This is a genomic window from Adlercreutzia rubneri (assembly GCF_009755265.1).
Taxonomy (GTDB): Bacteria; Actinomycetota; Coriobacteriia; order Coriobacteriales; family Eggerthellaceae; genus Adlercreutzia; species Adlercreutzia rubneri.
Genome location: NZ_WPOO01000023.1, coordinates 1 through 15,665 on the forward strand (window position 1 = coordinate 1; position 15,665 = coordinate 15,665).

Genomic DNA, 15,665 nt, shown 5'->3' on the forward strand with positions numbered 1-15,665 from the left:
AGAGTACTTCGCCAAGAAGAGGCGCGCTGATTAGCGGTACCGAGACAGCCTACTCGCGGTACCGCCTTTTGCTGATCGCCGGTACCAAGCCAGGTGATCGATGGTACCGCGAGAGGTTACTACTCACTTTCATGGGAATAGGTATAGCGTGGGGAACTATGCTTCTCACATCGCTTATGTTCCTACCTCGAATCGGAGTACTTGACGCAAAAGCTTTTGCAGACGTTCCCGTGGGAACTCTTGTATTCCTCACCTGTGCGTTGTCGATCGGATCTGTAGGCGAAGCCACAGGTATGAGCCAGTGGATTGCCGATACGGCGCTCCCAGCTTCTTTACCAAGCGATATTCTGTCAACCGTCATTTTTATATCAGCAATATCATTGGCCATCCATACTTTGATAGGATCAGTGTTGGCCACCGCTGTCGTTATTTTTCCCATACTGATATCATTCGGCGATGTAGCGGGATTGGGCGTAAGCGATGCGGGCGCTGTTCTGATCGCATACCAAATGATTGCCAGCCAGTTTTTTCTTTCGATGCATCAGGCACCGATTGCCTCTGGCATGGAGCTTGCTGGGTACGGCGAAAAGACCGTAATGAAGCTTGGCGCTCCCATGACTTGCCTTGCGCTTGTTCAGCAGGTACTCGTGACTGGCTGGCTTTTTCTTGCAGACGTTTTGTAGGCTCGCTCCTAGGAGGACAAGCGTGAACAATTGGATAGTCGATCTCAATCAGAAAGAGCAAGCGAGAGGAACAGCTTTGGTATTTGTGCCCCATGCGGGCGGAGGACCCAATGCATTCAGATCTGTCGCACGCGAGATTCGCAGGAAACTTCCTGTCTACGCTATTTGCTATCCAGGTCATGAAAATAGAATATCGGAGCCTCTCGTAGACGATTTCTCGTTTGTAGCAGAGGGAATCGCCAAAGCAGCGTCCGCATATTTTGAAGATCGACCTTTTGCCTATTTCGGACACAGCATGGGGGCCTCCCTTGCCCATGAAGCAGCTCGAATCGCAGCGCTGGATAAACTGCATGGCCCTTCGCATTTGATAGTATCAAGCCGAGAAGCTCCTTCGAGCATCAGAGAGGCCCACGTCCACCTCTATGACGATGCCGAATTTAGGGAAGAATTGCTTCGCGTAGGCGGAATATCTCCCGAGGTGCTCGAGATAGACGAACTCTGCGATATATTTTTGCCGATCATTCGGAACGACTACAAGCTGATAGAAGAGTACGTTCCTACAGAAAATTATGAGATGGGCATCGACTGTCCCATTACGGCTTTCTTAGGGAAGGACGATCCGGAAGCTCTGGAGAATGAAATGAGGGATTGGGCAAACGTTACGACAGGCTTCTTCGAGATGAGGCATTTCCAAGGAGGGCATTTTTACTTCATGGACGATGTTTCCCAAGTCGCCACTGCTCTAGTCGAAACGCTGCACAACAACAGACAATCCAGCGTCTAGATCGCCACACTAACCCTCGAAAGGCACGGCGATTTCCTCCTCGCAGGTGTAGCGCGCCACTCTTTCCGCATGGGTGACAACGACAAGCGCCAAACCCTCGTCTCGTTTCAGCTGGTTCAACGTATCGAGGATGTCCTTTTGGGTGGTGGGGTCGAGAGCGGAGGTCGATTCGTCGCAAACAAGCACCTTGGGCTCATGGGCGAGAGCCCGGGCGATGGCGACGCGCTGGGCCTGTCCACCCGAAAGCGAGCGGGGATACTGGTGTTTGATCTCATCGGGCAAACGCACCAAGGCCAAAAGCTCCGAAACCCGCTCCTTCACCTCTTTTCTCGACCAGCGAGGATGCACCCGCCTGACGGCGCGAGAAAGCTGGGTGTCCACGCAAAGCGCGGGATTGAGGCTTGTCGCAGGATCCTGTGGCACCATCTGCACGGCGGCAAGCTCGGTTTGCGACCGATCCTTGAACGAGGGCGCGAGAACATGCATACCCCCATCGCCCAAATCGAGCGCCACAGAACCTCTTTCCGCAGGGCGCTCTCCCGTGATGGCCCTGACAATCGTACTCTTGCCCGACCCCGAAGGCCCGAAAAGGGAAAGCCCCCGGCCATGATTGATCGAAAACGCGGCATTCCTCGTTGCAACCTTGCCGTCGGGCGTCACGACATCGAAGCTTGATGCTGAAAACACAGGGGCACCGGCGGATGAATCCATTTCATCGCCAGGACGCCGTTCAAGCCGCTGGGCGTCAACGAGTTTGCGGGCGTAATCGGTTCCAGGGTTGTTCATCAGCTCGGAATGCGAAACCGTTTCGAGAACGCAGCCCTCTTTGAGGACGGTGACGGATTCGGCGAACTTGCCGGCCACATCAAGGTCGTGGGTGATGGCGACGACGCTCATTCCCGATTCGGCGCAGATTCCCTTGATGGTGGCCACGACCTCATCGGCGGTGGCTCCGTCGAGGCCGGCAGTGGGCTCGTCGAGTATAAGCACGCGAGGTTTCGACGCGATGGCCTTGGCGATGGCCACACGTCGACGCTGCCCTCCGGAAAGCGAGCGCGGCTTCCGGTCGAGCAGCCCTTTGACGCCCGAGAGGCCCACCCTGCCAAGCAAGCCGAGCGCGTCCTCGTCGTCCATCGGGACGGATTCTGACAGCAGCGCGCGCACCGTCATGTGGGGCGTGAGCGAGAGAGCGGGGTCCTGCGACAGCCACGATACCGTTTCCGCCCGGTAGCGCCTCAGCGATGAGCCTTTGAGAGAAAGCACGTCCGCCCCGTCGACGAAGATCGTTCCGGTCTCGTGGACGAGGCCGCTGCGGATGCGTCCCATGAGCGCGAGGGCGAGCGTGGTTTTGCCCGACCCCGATTCTCCGACGAGAGCGCGGTTTTCTCCGGCCAAAATCTCTATCGACAGATCGTCGATAACGCGTTTACCCCCGAGAGTTGCAATCGAAAGGCCCGCTATCTCGACAATCGCGTCCGATCCGTTCGTCACAGGTTGCTCCTTTTCCCTATTCGATCAAGCAGAAGATTGCCCGATATGGTGATGCAGGCAATCGCGATAGTGGGAGCAAGCGCGGCCCACGGGTTCAGGCTGATGCCCGTGACGCCCGTCTGTATCATGGTTCCCCAGTCGGAGCCCGTTCCGAGGGGGTCGAACCCGAGAAAAGCGGCCGTCGCAACAAGATAGACGGAGTTGATGAACCTCATGCCCACCGTGGTTGCCAAGGGAACCGCCAAGTTCGGAAGCACCTCGCGCACAGCCGTCTTCGCCGCCGAATCGCCGGAAAGACGCGCCGCCGTCACATAAGGCGATGCGGCCACGGGACGAACGAGCGAGCGCGTGTACCGGGCTATGTAGGGTGCCGACACCGCCGTGGTCACCACGATCATCGTCCCCACTCCCGAACCAAGCCCGAACACAAGAACCATGACCACGAGTATCGAAGGAATGACCAGCAGCAGATCGAGCAGGTACGATAACACATCGGCGAACCTGCCCTTCGCGCTCACGGCGAACCCGAGAGCCACGCCCACGGCAGCGGCGACGGCGGTGGAAACAGCGGCAACGGCGATAAGGTGCGCGCCGCCATGCATGAGGCGCGCCAAAACATCGCGGCCAAGCCCGTCGGTGCCCAAAGGATGCTCGGCGCTCGGAGGCATGAACGCGGCCCCCACGGTGCTTGTCCCGTCTGTCGGGGAAAGCGATCCGGCGAGCGCAAGAGCGAGAAACGCGACGAAGAAGACGAGAAGCACAAAATCGGGCCAAGAGAGCAGCTTCTCGCTAACACTATGCTTCGATCTCACGGGACCGCCCCCTTCCCAACCCGTCGGCAATCCAGAAAGCCGCAAGCGACACCGCTATGACAACCGCCGAGCAAGCCATGAGCAAATCGGGCTCGCGGTTCAGCACGGCGTTGACAAGGAGCGTACCCAAGCCGGGAAAGCTGAAAAGGGATTCAATGATGACCGTGCCGCCAATAAGATAAGGTACGACCGAAGCCGCCGACTGCGCAACGGGGGCAATGATTCCGGGCAAGAGGTTTTTGACGATCACCCTTCTTTCCGGCAGACCAGAAAGTCGGGCCGATTCGACATGAAGCGTTTGGTTCTCCCGCTCGACCACGGCGCGCACCGGACGCACAAGAGTGCAAGCCCCGATGAGGGATATGGCGACGATGGGGAGCACCATGATGATGGGCTTGTCGAACATCGAGCCGCTCCCAACGGGAAGAAGCGATACGGCGGGAAACCACCCGAGCTGCGTCGCGAATACCAAGATGAGAAAGAATCCGACAACGAACTCGGGTGTTCCCACAACAGCAAGCGCAAGCGTACTCACAATCTTGTCTGCCGCCTTGCCGCCATGAAGACCCGCGAAAATGCCACCAGCCGTGCCGACCACAATCACCAAAACAAGCGAGATCGCAAAAATCACTCCAGTTCGCGCAAGAGGGCCGACCATAGCGTCGGCTACGGGCAATCCCGACGCAAGAACGGTTCCGAAGTCGCCCTGCAGCGCATGAGCGCACCAGAGAACGAAACGATAGAGTACCGGCTTGTCGAGGCCGTATTGCTGCGTGAGCTCGGCCACACGCTCGGGAGTCGCCTGTAATCCGAGACGCTGCGTGGCGGCATCGCCGGGCAGAGCCTCAAGGGCGAGGAACACGAGCAGACACGTGAAGATCAGCGAGATCGCGAAGAGGAGAATACGGGAGAGTATCCGCAGTGCGCGGTGCCCTCCCGTACGGTTGGCGTTCGGTGACATGCCCTTCGTCCGATTCGCTAAGCGGAGAGGGTTGCCTTGGCGAACAGGGGCACCGAGAGCGTGATGTCTATGCCGTCGAGGCCATCTACCTGCCCGCTCAGATCGGCGCAGTATCCCCAAACGATATCGCCGCCCTCGGCCCAGAGACGCTCCTGTGCTTGGTTGAGGAGTTCCGCCCGGTCGGCCTCATCCACTGCCGAGGTTGCTTGGGCCAAGAGGGAATCGTACTCGTCATCCTTCCACTGGCTGAAGTTGTACGGCGAGCTGCCACCGGTGTACATGACGGCCGAAGCGATATACGGGCGATTGATGAGATAGGTTGCGAAAATCTGCGCTCCGTAGATGTTGTTCATGTCGGAGAACAGCGTCGTCGGATCGATCTCCTTCACCGACACCGTGATGCCCGCCTTCTCCAGCTGGGCTTTGAGCATCTCTGCAGAATCGTTGACGCCGGTGGTGGTTTCGGCGGTCGTGATCTCGAGCTCGGTCACGCCCTTTTCTTCGAGCACCTTCTTGGCGGTGTCGAAGTCGTAAGCACGCTGCTCGAGGGAATCATTGTAGCCCGGCATACCCTGGCCAAGCACATCATTGCCAACCACACCCGCAGAGCGGAAGATGGTGTCGTTCATGGTCTGGCGGTCGACGATAAGCTTGAGGGCCTCGCGTACCTCGGGATCATCGAAAGGCGCGGCGGACGCGTTGAGGCAGAAGCGGAAAGAACTCGAATTCTCGATGCCGCCGTTCAAAACGTTGAAGCCGGACTGGCCTTCGAGCGTGGCCGCGTTCGTCGTCGAGATTTGGTGGGCGAAGTCGACCTCGCCGCTCGTGAGCGCCGTGTACCTCGTCTCGGGATCGGTGATGGGGACGATCTCAACCGTGTCGATGGCCGGAGCGCCTCCCCAGTAATCGGCGTTCTTCTCAAGCACGGCTCCAGTGTCGGGAGAGAAGGAAACGAGCTTGAAGGGCCCGCTGCCGATGTCGCCAGAGAAATCGTCACCGGCGCTGCCCGCCGGGAACACGAAGGTGACGGCGGAAACGACCTCGTCCCAGAAGGTGGCTTGCGGCGAGAGAAGCTGGAGCGTGAACGTGCGCTCGTCCACAACCGAGCTGCCCTCCCAATCGACGTTCGCGTAGAACGACGAGTACATGGGTGAGGTGCCGGCGTACTGGAGGCTGTAGAGCGCATCTTCAGCCGTGACGGTCTCGCCGTCATGATACTTCACACCGTCCTTAAGGGTGACGGTCCAAGCGCTCGCATCCTCGTTGGGTTCGATGCTTTCGGCAAGCGAGTTCTCCACCACGCCGTTGCGCAGGAGGATAAGCGAGTCGTACACGTTGAGCGCAATCGCCAACGGAAGAAGCGTGCTGAAGGTGGCTGGATCCAACGTGTCCGTCGAGCTGCCCATCATGGCAACCCGCAACGTCTTGGGCGTCTCATCCGACTGAGAAGCGCCCTCGCCGGAATCACTGGTGCCCGACGAGCAGCCAGCAAGCAGCGACCCCGTGCCCATGGCGATGGCGAAGCCTCCCATCAGCTTCACGCAGTCACGGCGAGAAAGAACCCCTTTCCCCAGCATTGTTTCATCTTGTGACATATCCGCTCCAATCATTTTTTCATATCATCCCGTACATCAGCATCTATTCCTTTATATTTAGATAGACACTGTCCAATTAGAACAAGGACATTATAAGGATAAAAGGTTTCTATGTCTAACTTTTTTGTTGGTGGCTTTCGATTGAAACCTGCACAACCGTTCTTTTAAAGCCGTGTTTTACAAATCAGTTTTAGTTTGATTAACAGAAAAACTGGTTTGATACCCGGCTCGGCAATATGTCGTAAGCGAGTAGTAGAGAAGTGTATTTGAAGCGACGAAGGGGGTCTCCTGATATCCTCAGAATCAAATCGGTCTCTCCAGCCCACTAGCTCCCTGCACGCGCTTTTTTGCTTGCAGGTGGCAAAGATTTTTTAGCCATGTGGTTAGAAAGGCACGCTTTGCAAATAGCTTGCGATTACGCCCTCTTCTTTTTCTGATGGAGACAGTGAAAAGCATGTATCCCGGGAGCAATTCGGTTTGAGAGCAAAACAACGCAGGCGCCAAAAGGAGGTTGGCTTGAGGGAGTTCGACCTTGAAGACTAAATCCCCCAGGGCTTATTGCGCTGGCAGCGCCAACCGAGGTAGGTGCCCAGCCGTGAAGGAGGATGCCATTACTCAAAAAGTAACGGAGTGTTGCTATCGACTAAGAGACCGCCTCTTCAAGAAGACGATGGGGAAAGCTTATGGCACTCCAGCGTCAATCGAACACGATAGCAGCGGGTCAGAAAGAGAGACAGCACCATTTTCTCTGCTTTCTGCGAAGTACGTCTTGAAGCTTGGCATTTCAAAAAGCGAGTTCTGCAGACGTACTTTGCTGTCGGAGAAAACTTACGAGCGAATCAAATATGGTCAACTTGCAGATCGTCCTAAACCAGAAACAGTGATGCAATTTTGCGTAGGCCTCGGACTCTCTTTGGAAGAATCCGAGAATCTTTTCAATGCGGCGGGTTATTACCTTGGAGGGTGTAAGCTTCATGAGGCATACAGAGAGTTGCTGTCCATGAACGACAGCCTAACCATCTACGAGTGCAACGATGTTTTGCGTCATTTGGAGCTGCCTTTATTGGCAAGATGGATAGAGATTTCTTAGAAAGAGCACGCCCCATACCCCATAATGAAAGGGCTTCCGACGCCGTAGGCGCTTCTCCTGCACGCATCGTCCGAATTGCCTTCGATAGTGTGCACGGTTGAGCCGTCGCACGATTCCACGATGCCCACGTGGTCTGAGACGCCGTCGCCATCCCAGTCGAAGAACGCGATATCCCCGGGTGCCGGCGCGCTGCCTCCCGGCAGCCAGCGGCCTGCGGCCTTGAACCACTGCACGCCCGTGGGACAGTAGGAGAACTTGGGCATCTCGCCCGAATCGATGTATCCGCACTCGTTCGCGCACCAGCTCACGAAGCACGCGCACCATTCCACGCGGTTCTCGAACCCGTACCACGACCAGTACGACCGGCCGCCTACGTTGCCCAGCTGGCTCGCGGCGACTTCCACGATGTCGACGCCGCCGCCCGCGGTTCCGTGGAGCACTGCCCGCCATGCGGCGTCGTAGCGCTCGTCCAGAAGCTCGCGCAGCGTTTCGAGCTGTCCCGCGTCGAACCCGTAAGCCGACGCCATCTGCTCCGGGGTCTTGGCTGAAAGAACGACGCACAGCATCTTGGCGGGCGGGGTGCCTTCACCGTCGGAACCGCTCGGCTCGGCTTCTTCGATTTTGACCTCGATGGAGTTCATGTCCCAGAACACGGCGCGCAGCGCATCCTGCCGCGCGGCGTCGAGCGTCAGCACGTCGAGCGGGTTGTCGGCATCCGCCGCCAGCTTGACCGCGAACACGGCGAGGGTTTCCTTCCACGGGTTCTTGCTGCCCGAAACCGAAGCCTCGTCGCACTCCGCCGACGCCTTGGCCTCCTCCACCTTGGCGGCGTGCTCGGCGTCTATCTCCGCCATCACCTCGCGGAGCGAGGGGTTTCCGTCGCCCATATCGCCGCCCATGAGGAAGATGCCGAACGCCGAGGTGGCGATGAATGCCGCGAGGCACGCCACCACGACCACCGCAGCTGCGGACGAGCCGAGGCCGGCGAGCGCCGCTGCTGCCGCCCGCGCCTGGAGCGCGGCCATGCGCGCGAAACGGCCCGCGCTGTTTGCCGCCCGCCGCGCGGCGGCGTTCGCGCCCTTCGCCGCGGCCTTGCGAGACGTCCAGGCCGCGCGTGCGCGCGACGCCGCCTGTGCCCTCGCGCGCATGGCATCTCGGGCGCGCGCATTCGCCGACCGGGGCGTTCTCGGCGAAGGACTCAATGCTTCGCGGCTTGGCCCGCAGGATGCCGCGCAACCCCTCGGCGTGCGACGTTCGCCGCGCTCTGCGGACGGGAAGGTCGTGCGCGCGCGTTCCTTGGGGACATTGCGCCGCCGGATTGCGCGGGCGACCCGCGCACCGTTCGCTGTGGCCGCGAAGCCCTCGTGCGCCGTTCGCTCCGATTCGCCGCGCGCCGCCGCCCAGCCGCCTTCGGCTTCATCGCCCCTTCGTTCGCGTGTGTGTGCGGGGTTTGCCGCCTTCGCCGTTTCGCCGACGCGCAGCGCTGCGGGCCGCGCCGCCTTTTGGAGAAGCGCCGCGCGGTCGAGGGTCTTCACGTTCCTGGCGACGACGCGCTCCTTGATGTCGCTCGGCAAGGCGGCCTCCTTTCTGCTTCGTCACTCCCCGGGCTTCGTGGTCATGAGACGGTAGAGTTCGGTGCCCCTCGGGAAGTGGTTGGCGAACGGCACGATGGCGCCGCCGTAGCGCAGGAGGCCGCAGCCCGCCTCGGCGTTCGTGATGTAGCCCATTTGCTCGCGGCTGATGTTGAGGAGCTCGCCAAGCTTCCCGCGGTCGGCGGCCGCCTGATTGAGCATGACGATGAGCTCGGAGTTGGAGAGCATCGTGGAGGCTAAGACCGAATCGAGCAGGTACTCCACGTTCTGCGTGATGGCCGTGGGATAGGCGTTGCGCTTGCGGAAGCGGCGCCACGCGCTGTTGAAGAACGCGCCGGAGTACTCGTTCTCGAACACCACGTGGAACTCGTCTATGAAGATGTGCGTGCGCCTGCCCGCGCGCCAGTTGTCCGTCACTCGGTTGAGCATCGCGTCGGTGATGACGAGCAGCCCCATGGTCTTGAGCTGACGGCCGAGGTCCATGATGTCGTAGACGAGGAGTCTGTTGCGGGTGTCCACGTTGGTTGGGTGGGCGAACGCGTCCAGCGTGCCCGAGGTGAACAGCTCCAGCGAAAGCGCCAGGTCGCGCGCCTGCGGCTCGGGCTGGGCGAGCAGTTTGTCGCGCAGGTGGGCGAGCGTGGGCGCCTCGCCGCCGCGCAGGTAGTCGGCGTACACCGCCGAGGTGCAGCGGTCCACGACCGACTTGGCCTGCGGCCCCAGTCCCCGGCGGTCGAGCTGCTCGAACAGTGACAGCACGAACTCGCTCTTGTCGGCCACGGGGTTGCCTCCCTCGCCGTAGCCCTCCACCATGTCCATGGCGTTGATGTGGTGGGGGCTGCCCGCCGCGATGCGCACCACCTCGCCGCCCAGTGCCTCGGCGAGCGAGGCGTACTCGCGCTCGGGGTCGCATATCACTATGTCGTCGTCGGTCGAGAGCGCAAGCATAGCTATGAGCTCCTTGGTCGAGAAGCTCTTGCCCGAGCCCGGCACGCCCAGCACGAACGCGTTGGGGTTCAGGAGCCGCGACTTGTCGCACAGGATGAGGTTGCGCGATATGGCGTTCTCGCCGAAGTACATGCCGCCCTCCTCCATGATCTCCTGCACGCGGAACGGCATGAGCACGGCGAGGCTCTCGGTGGTGAGCGTGCGCATCGCCTCGATGCGACGCACGCCTATGGGCAGCGCGGTTGACAGCCCGTCGAGCTGCTGGAAGCGCAGGACCGAGAGGCGGCACAGGTGCTTGCGCGCGCACGAGAGCAGCGCCTCGGTGTCGGCGTCGAGCTCCTCAGGCGTGTCGGCAAAGTGGACGAGCGTCACCGTGGCGAGCATCATGCGCTGGTCGCGCGACATGAGGTCGTCCAGGAACTCGCGGCTCTCCTTGCGCTGCTGCTCCATGTCGTAGGGCACGGCCACGTTATAGTTCATGTTGGCGTTCTGCCGGCGCGTCCAGTTGGTGATGTTCGTCTCCACACCGAGCAGTCGCCGCTCCACCTCGCGCACCGCCTCGTCAGTGGGCACGGGGACGACGTCTATGGAAAGCGCCATCGCGCGCCTCGCGTCGGTAAGCTCGGCCAGAAAGCCGTCCTTGATGTAGGACGCGTAGTCGGTCAGGTACAGGGCGCGCGCCCAGCGGCCGCCCACCCGCAGGCGGTCGGCCTCAATGCCCGCGCCCTCGGGCGCAACGGCGTCCTTGAACGAGTGCCCCCGGCGCATCGAGGCGCGCACGTCGATGGGCAGGTCGTCGGCGCCGCCCCGGTAGAAGCCCCTCAGAAGCCGCAGCTTGCCCTCTGCGTCGAGCTCCTCGCAGTGCGCCCCGAGGCGCGCGAGGTGCGCGGCCGTCTCCGCCGACGCGCGGTTGAAGTAGGAGCGGACCTCCTGGATGCTTCTCCCTCCCACGGCGATGGTAAGGTATATCTCGCGCACCATGGAATTCGCCCCCGTGGCCTTCTCCATGAGCATGGCGTTGTACTCCTCGCGGTAGCGGTCGAGCCCGTCGCCCTTGGGCGGTATGAGGATGCGCCGCCCGAGGGCTTCGGCGTCGAGCCTGCGCACCGCCACGGTGACCTTGGCCCGCGCGTCGGAGTCGAAAGAGTTGAGCAGGTCCGAGTAGCCCAGGAACATGGCCTCCTTATCCTCCTTTGACGCCGCCGCGTAGTTCACGTCGCTCACGCGCCAGGTCTTCGCGTACTCGCCGTCGTCGGTGAGGCACACGCCGTCGGGCCAGATGCGGCGCACGGGCACGGCGTCCTCGGCGGTTTTCGGCGGGACGAACCGCGTGCCGCCTTTGCGCCGCCTAGCTGCGAGTGCGGCCATGATGCCCTCCTTTCTCGCGGCGGATGCCCTTCGCGCGATGCGGCGTGCAGACGGCCTCGTAGTACAGGTTCTGCGGGCGCGCGGGCAGTTCCTTGGGGGTCAAAAGCGCGTATTTGGCCCACGCCCACGCCGCGCGTTCGACCGCCATGCCGTGCCAGGTGACGAACCCCAGCGCGGCGAACGGGGCCGCTCCCGCGATGCACGCCCAGGAGAGCTCGTCCAGTCTCAGGAAGGGCGACAGCCCGAAGTAGAGCCCCACGGCGGCGACGCAGGCGAGCAGCGCGAAGACGCACTGCCGAAGCGACATGCCGAAGAACACCCCCTCGGTATACTCGCGTATCTCTCGGTTGACCTTCACTTCCACTTCTTGCTCCTCTCTGCCTGCGCGGCGAAGCGGGCGCGTAAAGCGCCCCGCGCGCGGCGCGGGCAATGTGTTCGTTCGGTTGTTTCGGGAAAGGGGAGGGGCGTCAAAGCCCCATCATCTCGCGCACCACGCGGTCGGCCATCTTGACCATGCCCGTGAGCACCAGCATGTTGAAGGCGAGCTCTCCCACGTACGACCACACCTGCGTGACCACGGGAGCCTCGGCGTCCACCACCGGCGGCGCCGATGCGAACAGCGAGAATATGACGCATGCGAGCAGGATGACCGCGCCCTCGAGGCACACGGCCCCGTAGCTTTTGAGGAACGCCTTGCCCACCGACTGGCTCGGCTCGCCCGCGAAGGTGGACAGGGGTATGGGCGCGAGCGCGGTGTACATGTATATCTTGAAGAACCTGCCGTACACCGCCAGTATCATGATGAACGAGAGCACCGTGACGAGCAGCCCGCCGAGCAACGTCACCGCCCACAGGGGTATGGCGTCGAGGAAGCCCACGTCCTCGATGGCCTCCACCATCTCGCCGGGCAGCGCGGCGGGCGCGGCCGACGCGAAGCCCACGGTGTCCATCATGTCGCCGATGAGCCCCTGCACCACGTCGAGGAACGCCATCATGAGCTCAAGCCCGTAGACGACGGCGGCGTGCGCCAGCACGAACCGCACGAACAGCTTCAACACCACCTCCGGGCGCTTGGCCTCGGCGAACGAGCCGCAGGTCTTCACGAGGCCCGACAGGAAGAACAGCACGAGGAGCGCGAGCGCCACCGCCTGCACGGCGCCGTGGATGGAGAGCACCGCGTCCCATATCCCGCCGCCCCGGAAGTCGGCGGGCGACGCCGTGAGCAACCCCACGATCTCGCCCATCTTCTCGTTCCACGTGTCGAGCGCTCCCTGGAGGTTGCTGACCACCCAGTTGTCCGAATCCAACGGCCCGCCTCCTTTCGGGGCCCGCGCGACGGGCCTATCCGACGATGATGTCCAAGATTTCCTTCGCGAACGTGATGACCACGCCGCCCGCCAGGGTCAAAAAGCCGTTGGCGCGCTGGGACGGGTCGTGGCTCTTGAGCGACATGCCCACCTGCACCACGCCGAAGCCGAGCAGGATGAGCCCGACGCTCCTGATGAGCCCGAAGATGAACGTGGAGAGGTTGTCCACCGCCGCTATCGGGTCGGTCGCCGCGAACGCGGCAGGCGGCTCCAGCGCCAAGGCCGAAGCGGCGCAGACGGCGATTGCCGCCATGAGCCGCGCGCGGGCTGCGGGGCGGGCCTTCTTCCCCTCAGTGGTCTTTCTCATGCGTTGGTTCTCCTTTCCCGCCCGCCGCCTCCGCCGCGAGCGCTGCCTCGGCCTCCTCCCCGTCGAGCACGACGCAGCCCGCAGGCGCGGCCTGCGCGCTCGCGGGGGCAACGCCTTCGTAGGGCGCCACGGCGGCGCTTGCCAGCGGGCAGGCGCCGTGCTCGTAGGGCGGCGCGCCGCCCTCGGGGGTGAGCCGCGCGGCGGGATGCCGCGCTATGTCGAGCTTTAAGTCGATGATGGGGCGCTCGCCGCGCACGAAGAGCAGCGCGCGGGAGTTGTCGAGCATGCGCACCTCGTCGGGCGTCATGAGCTCGCGCCCCGAGATCTGCTGGTTGGTGGACCAGCTGCCGCCCCTCCCGGTGGTCCTGCCGTGCGTGTCGAGGTCGATGGTCTCCTTGCCCAGAAGCTCGCTGACGTACTTGTGGGTGGATTGCTCGTTGCCGCCCAGGTACAAAAACTCGTCGCAGTTGCCGACGATGGACTCCCACTGCTTGTCGAACAGCGCCCGCAGCTGCGCCATGTTCTGGATGATGATCGACGCGGACACCCCGCGCCCGCGCATGGTGGAGAGTATCTTCTCAAAATCATTGGGTAAGCTCACGTTGGCGAACTCGTCCATGAGGAAGTGCACGTGCACGGGCAGCTGCCCGCCGTGTTTTCCGTCCGCGAGCGCGAAAAGCTGCTGGAACAGCTGCGTGTAGAGGACGGACACCAGGAAGTTGAAGCTGGTGTCGTTGTCGGGTATGACTGCGAACAGGGCCACCTTGCGCTCCCCGAGCGACGGCAGGTCGAGCTCGTCTGTGGCGGTGAGCGACGCCAGGGCGTCGAGGTTGAACTTCTCCAGCCTGGAGGCGAGCGTCACCTGGATGGATTTGAGCGTCTTGGCCGAGCCGGAGCGGTAGCTGCGGTAGTATTTGAGCGCGATGTGGCCAGGGTCCCTCATCTCCAGCCGGTCGAACAGCTCGTCGAGCACCGAGGCGTAATCGTCGTCGTCCTCGCGCACCTCGCCGGCGCGCAGCATCTCCATGAGGGTGGCGTAGTTGCGCTCCTCGGGCGGTGCCTCGTGCACGAGGTAAAGCAGAAGCGCCAGGTGCAGCATCCCGGCGGCCGTGTCCCAGAAAGGATCCTGGCTCTGCGCGCCCTTGGGAGTCGTCGCCTTGAACAGGTTGGTGTTGAGCCGCTGCGCGTCCGCGTCCGACTCGATGTAGGAAAGCGGGTTGTAGCAGTGGGACCTCTCCATGCGCACGAGGTCGAGCACGCGCACCTCGTAGCCCCTCGATTCGAGCAGCCCGCCCACGGCGCGCACGATCTCGCCCTTCGGGTCGAGCACCACCATCGATGTGTTGGCCTGGCAGGCGTTGGGCAGGCTGAACCCGCGCGTCTTGCCTGCGCCCGAGCCGCCCACCACGAGCGTGTTCATCGAGCGCCTGTGGGCGTGGGTGTCGTAGCTCATGCGAAAATTGCGCGTGAGCAGCTTGTCGCCTGCGGGGTCGCGCCCCCGGTAGCGGTGGCAGATGCGGCGGGCGTCACCCCACCGGGCGCTGCCGTGCTCCTCGCCGGGGCGCAGGTTGCGCCGGGTGAGCAGCCACGCCGCCGCGCAGGCGGCATACAGGACCAGGAACAGCAGCGCCCATCGCGCGCCGCCCGCCGTGGGCTTCGTCGAAAAGGGATCCGAGAACGCCGCGATGAGCGAGGCGAGCGACCCCCCGCCGTCCAAGGCGGGGGCGGCGACGAACCCCGCCCACGCCGCCAGCGGCGCGGCGAGCGCGGCGGCTGCCGCCTCGCCAGCCGTCGGGGGCCTCATCTGCCCTCCGACCTGTCGCGCCGCCTTTCGGGCGGGGCCATGCGCTCCGACACGTCGCGCGCGGCCTTGCCGATCTCGCCCAAGGCGTCCCTCACCTCGCGCGCGCTCGCTTCCAGTGGCGCGGGCGCGGCGACGGCTCCCGAACATTCGAGTCCCAGGCGGCGGGCGGCTATGCCCGCCGCGAGGTCGGCCTTCGCGGCGTGCGTCTCCCTGTCGTAGGCATCGAGGCCGAGCGCCATGCTGGCATGCGCCGCCTCGACTATCAGCGCCGAGAGCAGCTGCGGCTCATCGAGCCCTCGCTGCACCCGTATGGCCCCCGAGGCGTGATCGTACTCGGCGGGGACGACGCCGAGGTCGTCAACCGGCTCTATTCTCGTCGGCGAGCGAGCGACCAGCGCCGCGAGCGCGGCGTGAGGGTCCACTCTGCGCGGCAGGCATGGCCGCGCGGTGGTCTGCGACACGTCGAACACCTTGCGCACGTCGTACAAGACGCCGATGCTGCCGTCGTCGCGCACGTACTCCTTGACGGGTTCGATGATGGGGATCGCCTTCTGCCCGCGCCTCACCGACGCTCCCTGCCTGCGCCAATGCTCAGCCGTGCCGACGCGCGTCGCGTTCGGCATGCGGTCGGCTATGAGCAGGATGTTCGTGGCGGAATGGTGGGGCAGCTGCGCCGCCACCCGCATGTACGTCTCCAGCGCCGCTGGATCCGAATTCGCGCGCAGCGCGGCGGCGTCGGCGCGGTCGAATGCCTCTTGGCGCTCGCTCTGCTTCCGCTCCGCCCACGCTTGCTTGTCGAACTCGCCTTCCGGCGCGAATTCCCGGCTACTGCGTTCTTCCATCATCCGGTAGATATCTTGCATGCT

Annotated in this window: 13 protein-coding genes and 1 pseudogene; 3 read left to right on the forward strand and 11 right to left on the reverse strand. The window is 62.8% G+C overall.

All coding sequences use genetic code 11. The features are described from left to right. A pseudogene (locus tag GO707_RS10475) lies at positions 1-683 on the forward strand (hypothetical protein); the annotation flags it as partial. A 22-nt stretch (positions 684-705) separates the two neighbouring features. Continuing rightward, positions 706-1,467, forward strand: a complete 762-nt coding sequence (locus GO707_RS10480) for a thioesterase II family protein (RefSeq protein WP_227791252.1) — start codon at positions 706-708, stop codon at positions 1,465-1,467. A gap of 9 nt (positions 1,468-1,476) precedes the next feature. Here the strand turns inward: GO707_RS10480 and GO707_RS10485 are convergent, their stop codons facing one another. From GO707_RS10485 to GO707_RS10500, 4 genes are read right to left on the reverse strand one after another with little or no spacing between them, the layout of a single operon-like run. Next, positions 1,477-2,958 (reverse strand): ABC transporter ATP-binding protein, encoded by a 1,482-nt coding sequence (locus tag GO707_RS10485; RefSeq protein ID WP_114518396.1) that lies wholly within the window; start codon positions 2,956-2,958, stop codon positions 1,477-1,479. After that, positions 2,955-3,770: an ABC transporter permease gene (locus tag GO707_RS10490; protein ID WP_114518395.1), complete on the reverse strand. Its 816-nt coding sequence runs from the start codon at positions 3,768-3,770 to the stop codon at positions 2,955-2,957. Before GO707_RS10490 ends, GO707_RS10485 begins: the two co-directional genes overlap by 4 nt. Then, a complete protein-coding gene (locus GO707_RS10495) occupies positions 3,754-4,731 on the reverse strand; it encodes an ABC transporter permease (RefSeq protein WP_114518394.1) in 978 nt (325 codons plus the stop codon). Before GO707_RS10495 ends, GO707_RS10490 begins: the two co-directional genes overlap by 17 nt. A 17-nt stretch (positions 4,732-4,748) precedes the next feature. Beyond that, entirely contained in the window at positions 4,749-6,326 is a 1,578-nt protein-coding gene (locus GO707_RS10500; protein WP_009608954.1) for an ABC transporter substrate-binding protein, read from the reverse strand. Between the two features lie 595 nt (positions 6,327-6,921). On the opposite strand from GO707_RS10500, the gene GO707_RS10505 reads away from it, so the two are divergent. Next, positions 6,922-7,416: a helix-turn-helix domain-containing protein gene (locus tag GO707_RS10505; protein ID WP_175282520.1), complete on the forward strand. Its 495-nt coding sequence runs from the start codon at positions 6,922-6,924 to the stop codon at positions 7,414-7,416. On the opposite strand, the gene GO707_RS10510 is transcribed toward GO707_RS10505, so the two are convergent. The 7 genes from GO707_RS10510 to GO707_RS10540 form a co-directional block, all read right to left on the reverse strand. Next, positions 7,413-8,990 (reverse strand): C40 family peptidase, encoded by a 1,578-nt coding sequence (locus tag GO707_RS10510; RefSeq protein ID WP_114518393.1) that lies wholly within the window; start codon positions 8,988-8,990, stop codon positions 7,413-7,415. The two genes, GO707_RS10505 and GO707_RS10510, sit on opposite strands and share 4 nt — an antisense overlap. 21 nt (positions 8,991-9,011) lie before the next feature. Continuing rightward, positions 9,012-11,321 (reverse strand): VirB4-like conjugal transfer ATPase, CD1110 family, encoded by a 2,310-nt coding sequence (locus tag GO707_RS10515; protein WP_114518392.1) that lies wholly within the window; start codon positions 11,319-11,321, stop codon positions 9,012-9,014. Next, positions 11,302-11,685, reverse strand: coding sequence for a PrgI family protein (locus GO707_RS10520; RefSeq protein ID WP_009305523.1), 384 nt, complete (start codon positions 11,683-11,685; stop codon positions 11,302-11,304). Before GO707_RS10520 ends, GO707_RS10515 begins: the two co-directional genes overlap by 20 nt. Positions 11,686-11,788: 103 nt before the next feature. Continuing rightward, a complete protein-coding gene (locus GO707_RS10525; protein WP_114518391.1) occupies positions 11,789-12,628 on the reverse strand; it encodes a VirB6/TrbL-like conjugal transfer protein, CD1112 family in 840 nt (279 codons plus the stop codon). 34 nt (positions 12,629-12,662) lie between these two features. Next, entirely contained in the window at positions 12,663-12,995 is a 333-nt protein-coding gene (locus tag GO707_RS10530; protein WP_009305525.1) for a hypothetical protein, read from the reverse strand. After that, positions 12,979-14,799: a VirD4-like conjugal transfer protein, CD1115 family gene (locus tag GO707_RS10535; protein WP_009608917.1), complete on the reverse strand. Its 1,821-nt coding sequence runs from the start codon at positions 14,797-14,799 to the stop codon at positions 12,979-12,981. Before GO707_RS10535 ends, GO707_RS10530 begins: the two co-directional genes overlap by 17 nt. Then, positions 14,796-15,662 carry an ArdC-like ssDNA-binding domain-containing protein gene (locus tag GO707_RS10540; protein ID WP_114518390.1) on the reverse strand — a complete coding sequence of 289 codons (867 nt, stop codon included), beginning with the start codon at positions 15,660-15,662 and terminating at the stop codon, positions 14,796-14,798. Before GO707_RS10540 ends, GO707_RS10535 begins: the two co-directional genes overlap by 4 nt. Positions 15,663-15,665 lie beyond the last annotated feature (3 nt).

What these genes read in the sequence shown, in the direction of transcription:
- GO707_RS10495 (WP_114518394.1), bottom strand. Translation starts at nt 4,731, where the DNA reads ATGTCACCGAACGCCAACCGTACGGGAGGGCACCGCGCACTGCGGATA.
- GO707_RS10500 (WP_009608954.1), bottom strand. Translation starts at nt 6,326, where the DNA reads ATGTCACAAGATGAAACAATGCTGGGGAAAGGGGTTCTTTCTCGCCGT.
- GO707_RS10515 (WP_114518392.1), bottom strand. Translation starts at nt 11,321, where the DNA reads ATGGCCGCACTCGCAGCTAGGCGGCGCAAAGGCGGCACGCGGTTCGTC.
- GO707_RS10530 (WP_009305525.1), bottom strand. Translation starts at nt 12,995, where the DNA reads ATGAGAAAGACCACTGAGGGGAAGAAGGCCCGCCCCGCAGCCCGCGCG.
- GO707_RS10535 (WP_009608917.1), bottom strand. Translation starts at nt 14,799, where the DNA reads ATGAGGCCCCCGACGGCTGGCGAGGCGGCAGCCGCCGCGCTCGCCGCG.
- GO707_RS10540 (WP_114518390.1), bottom strand. Translation starts at nt 15,662, where the DNA reads ATGCAAGATATCTACCGGATGATGGAAGAACGCAGTAGCCGGGAATTC.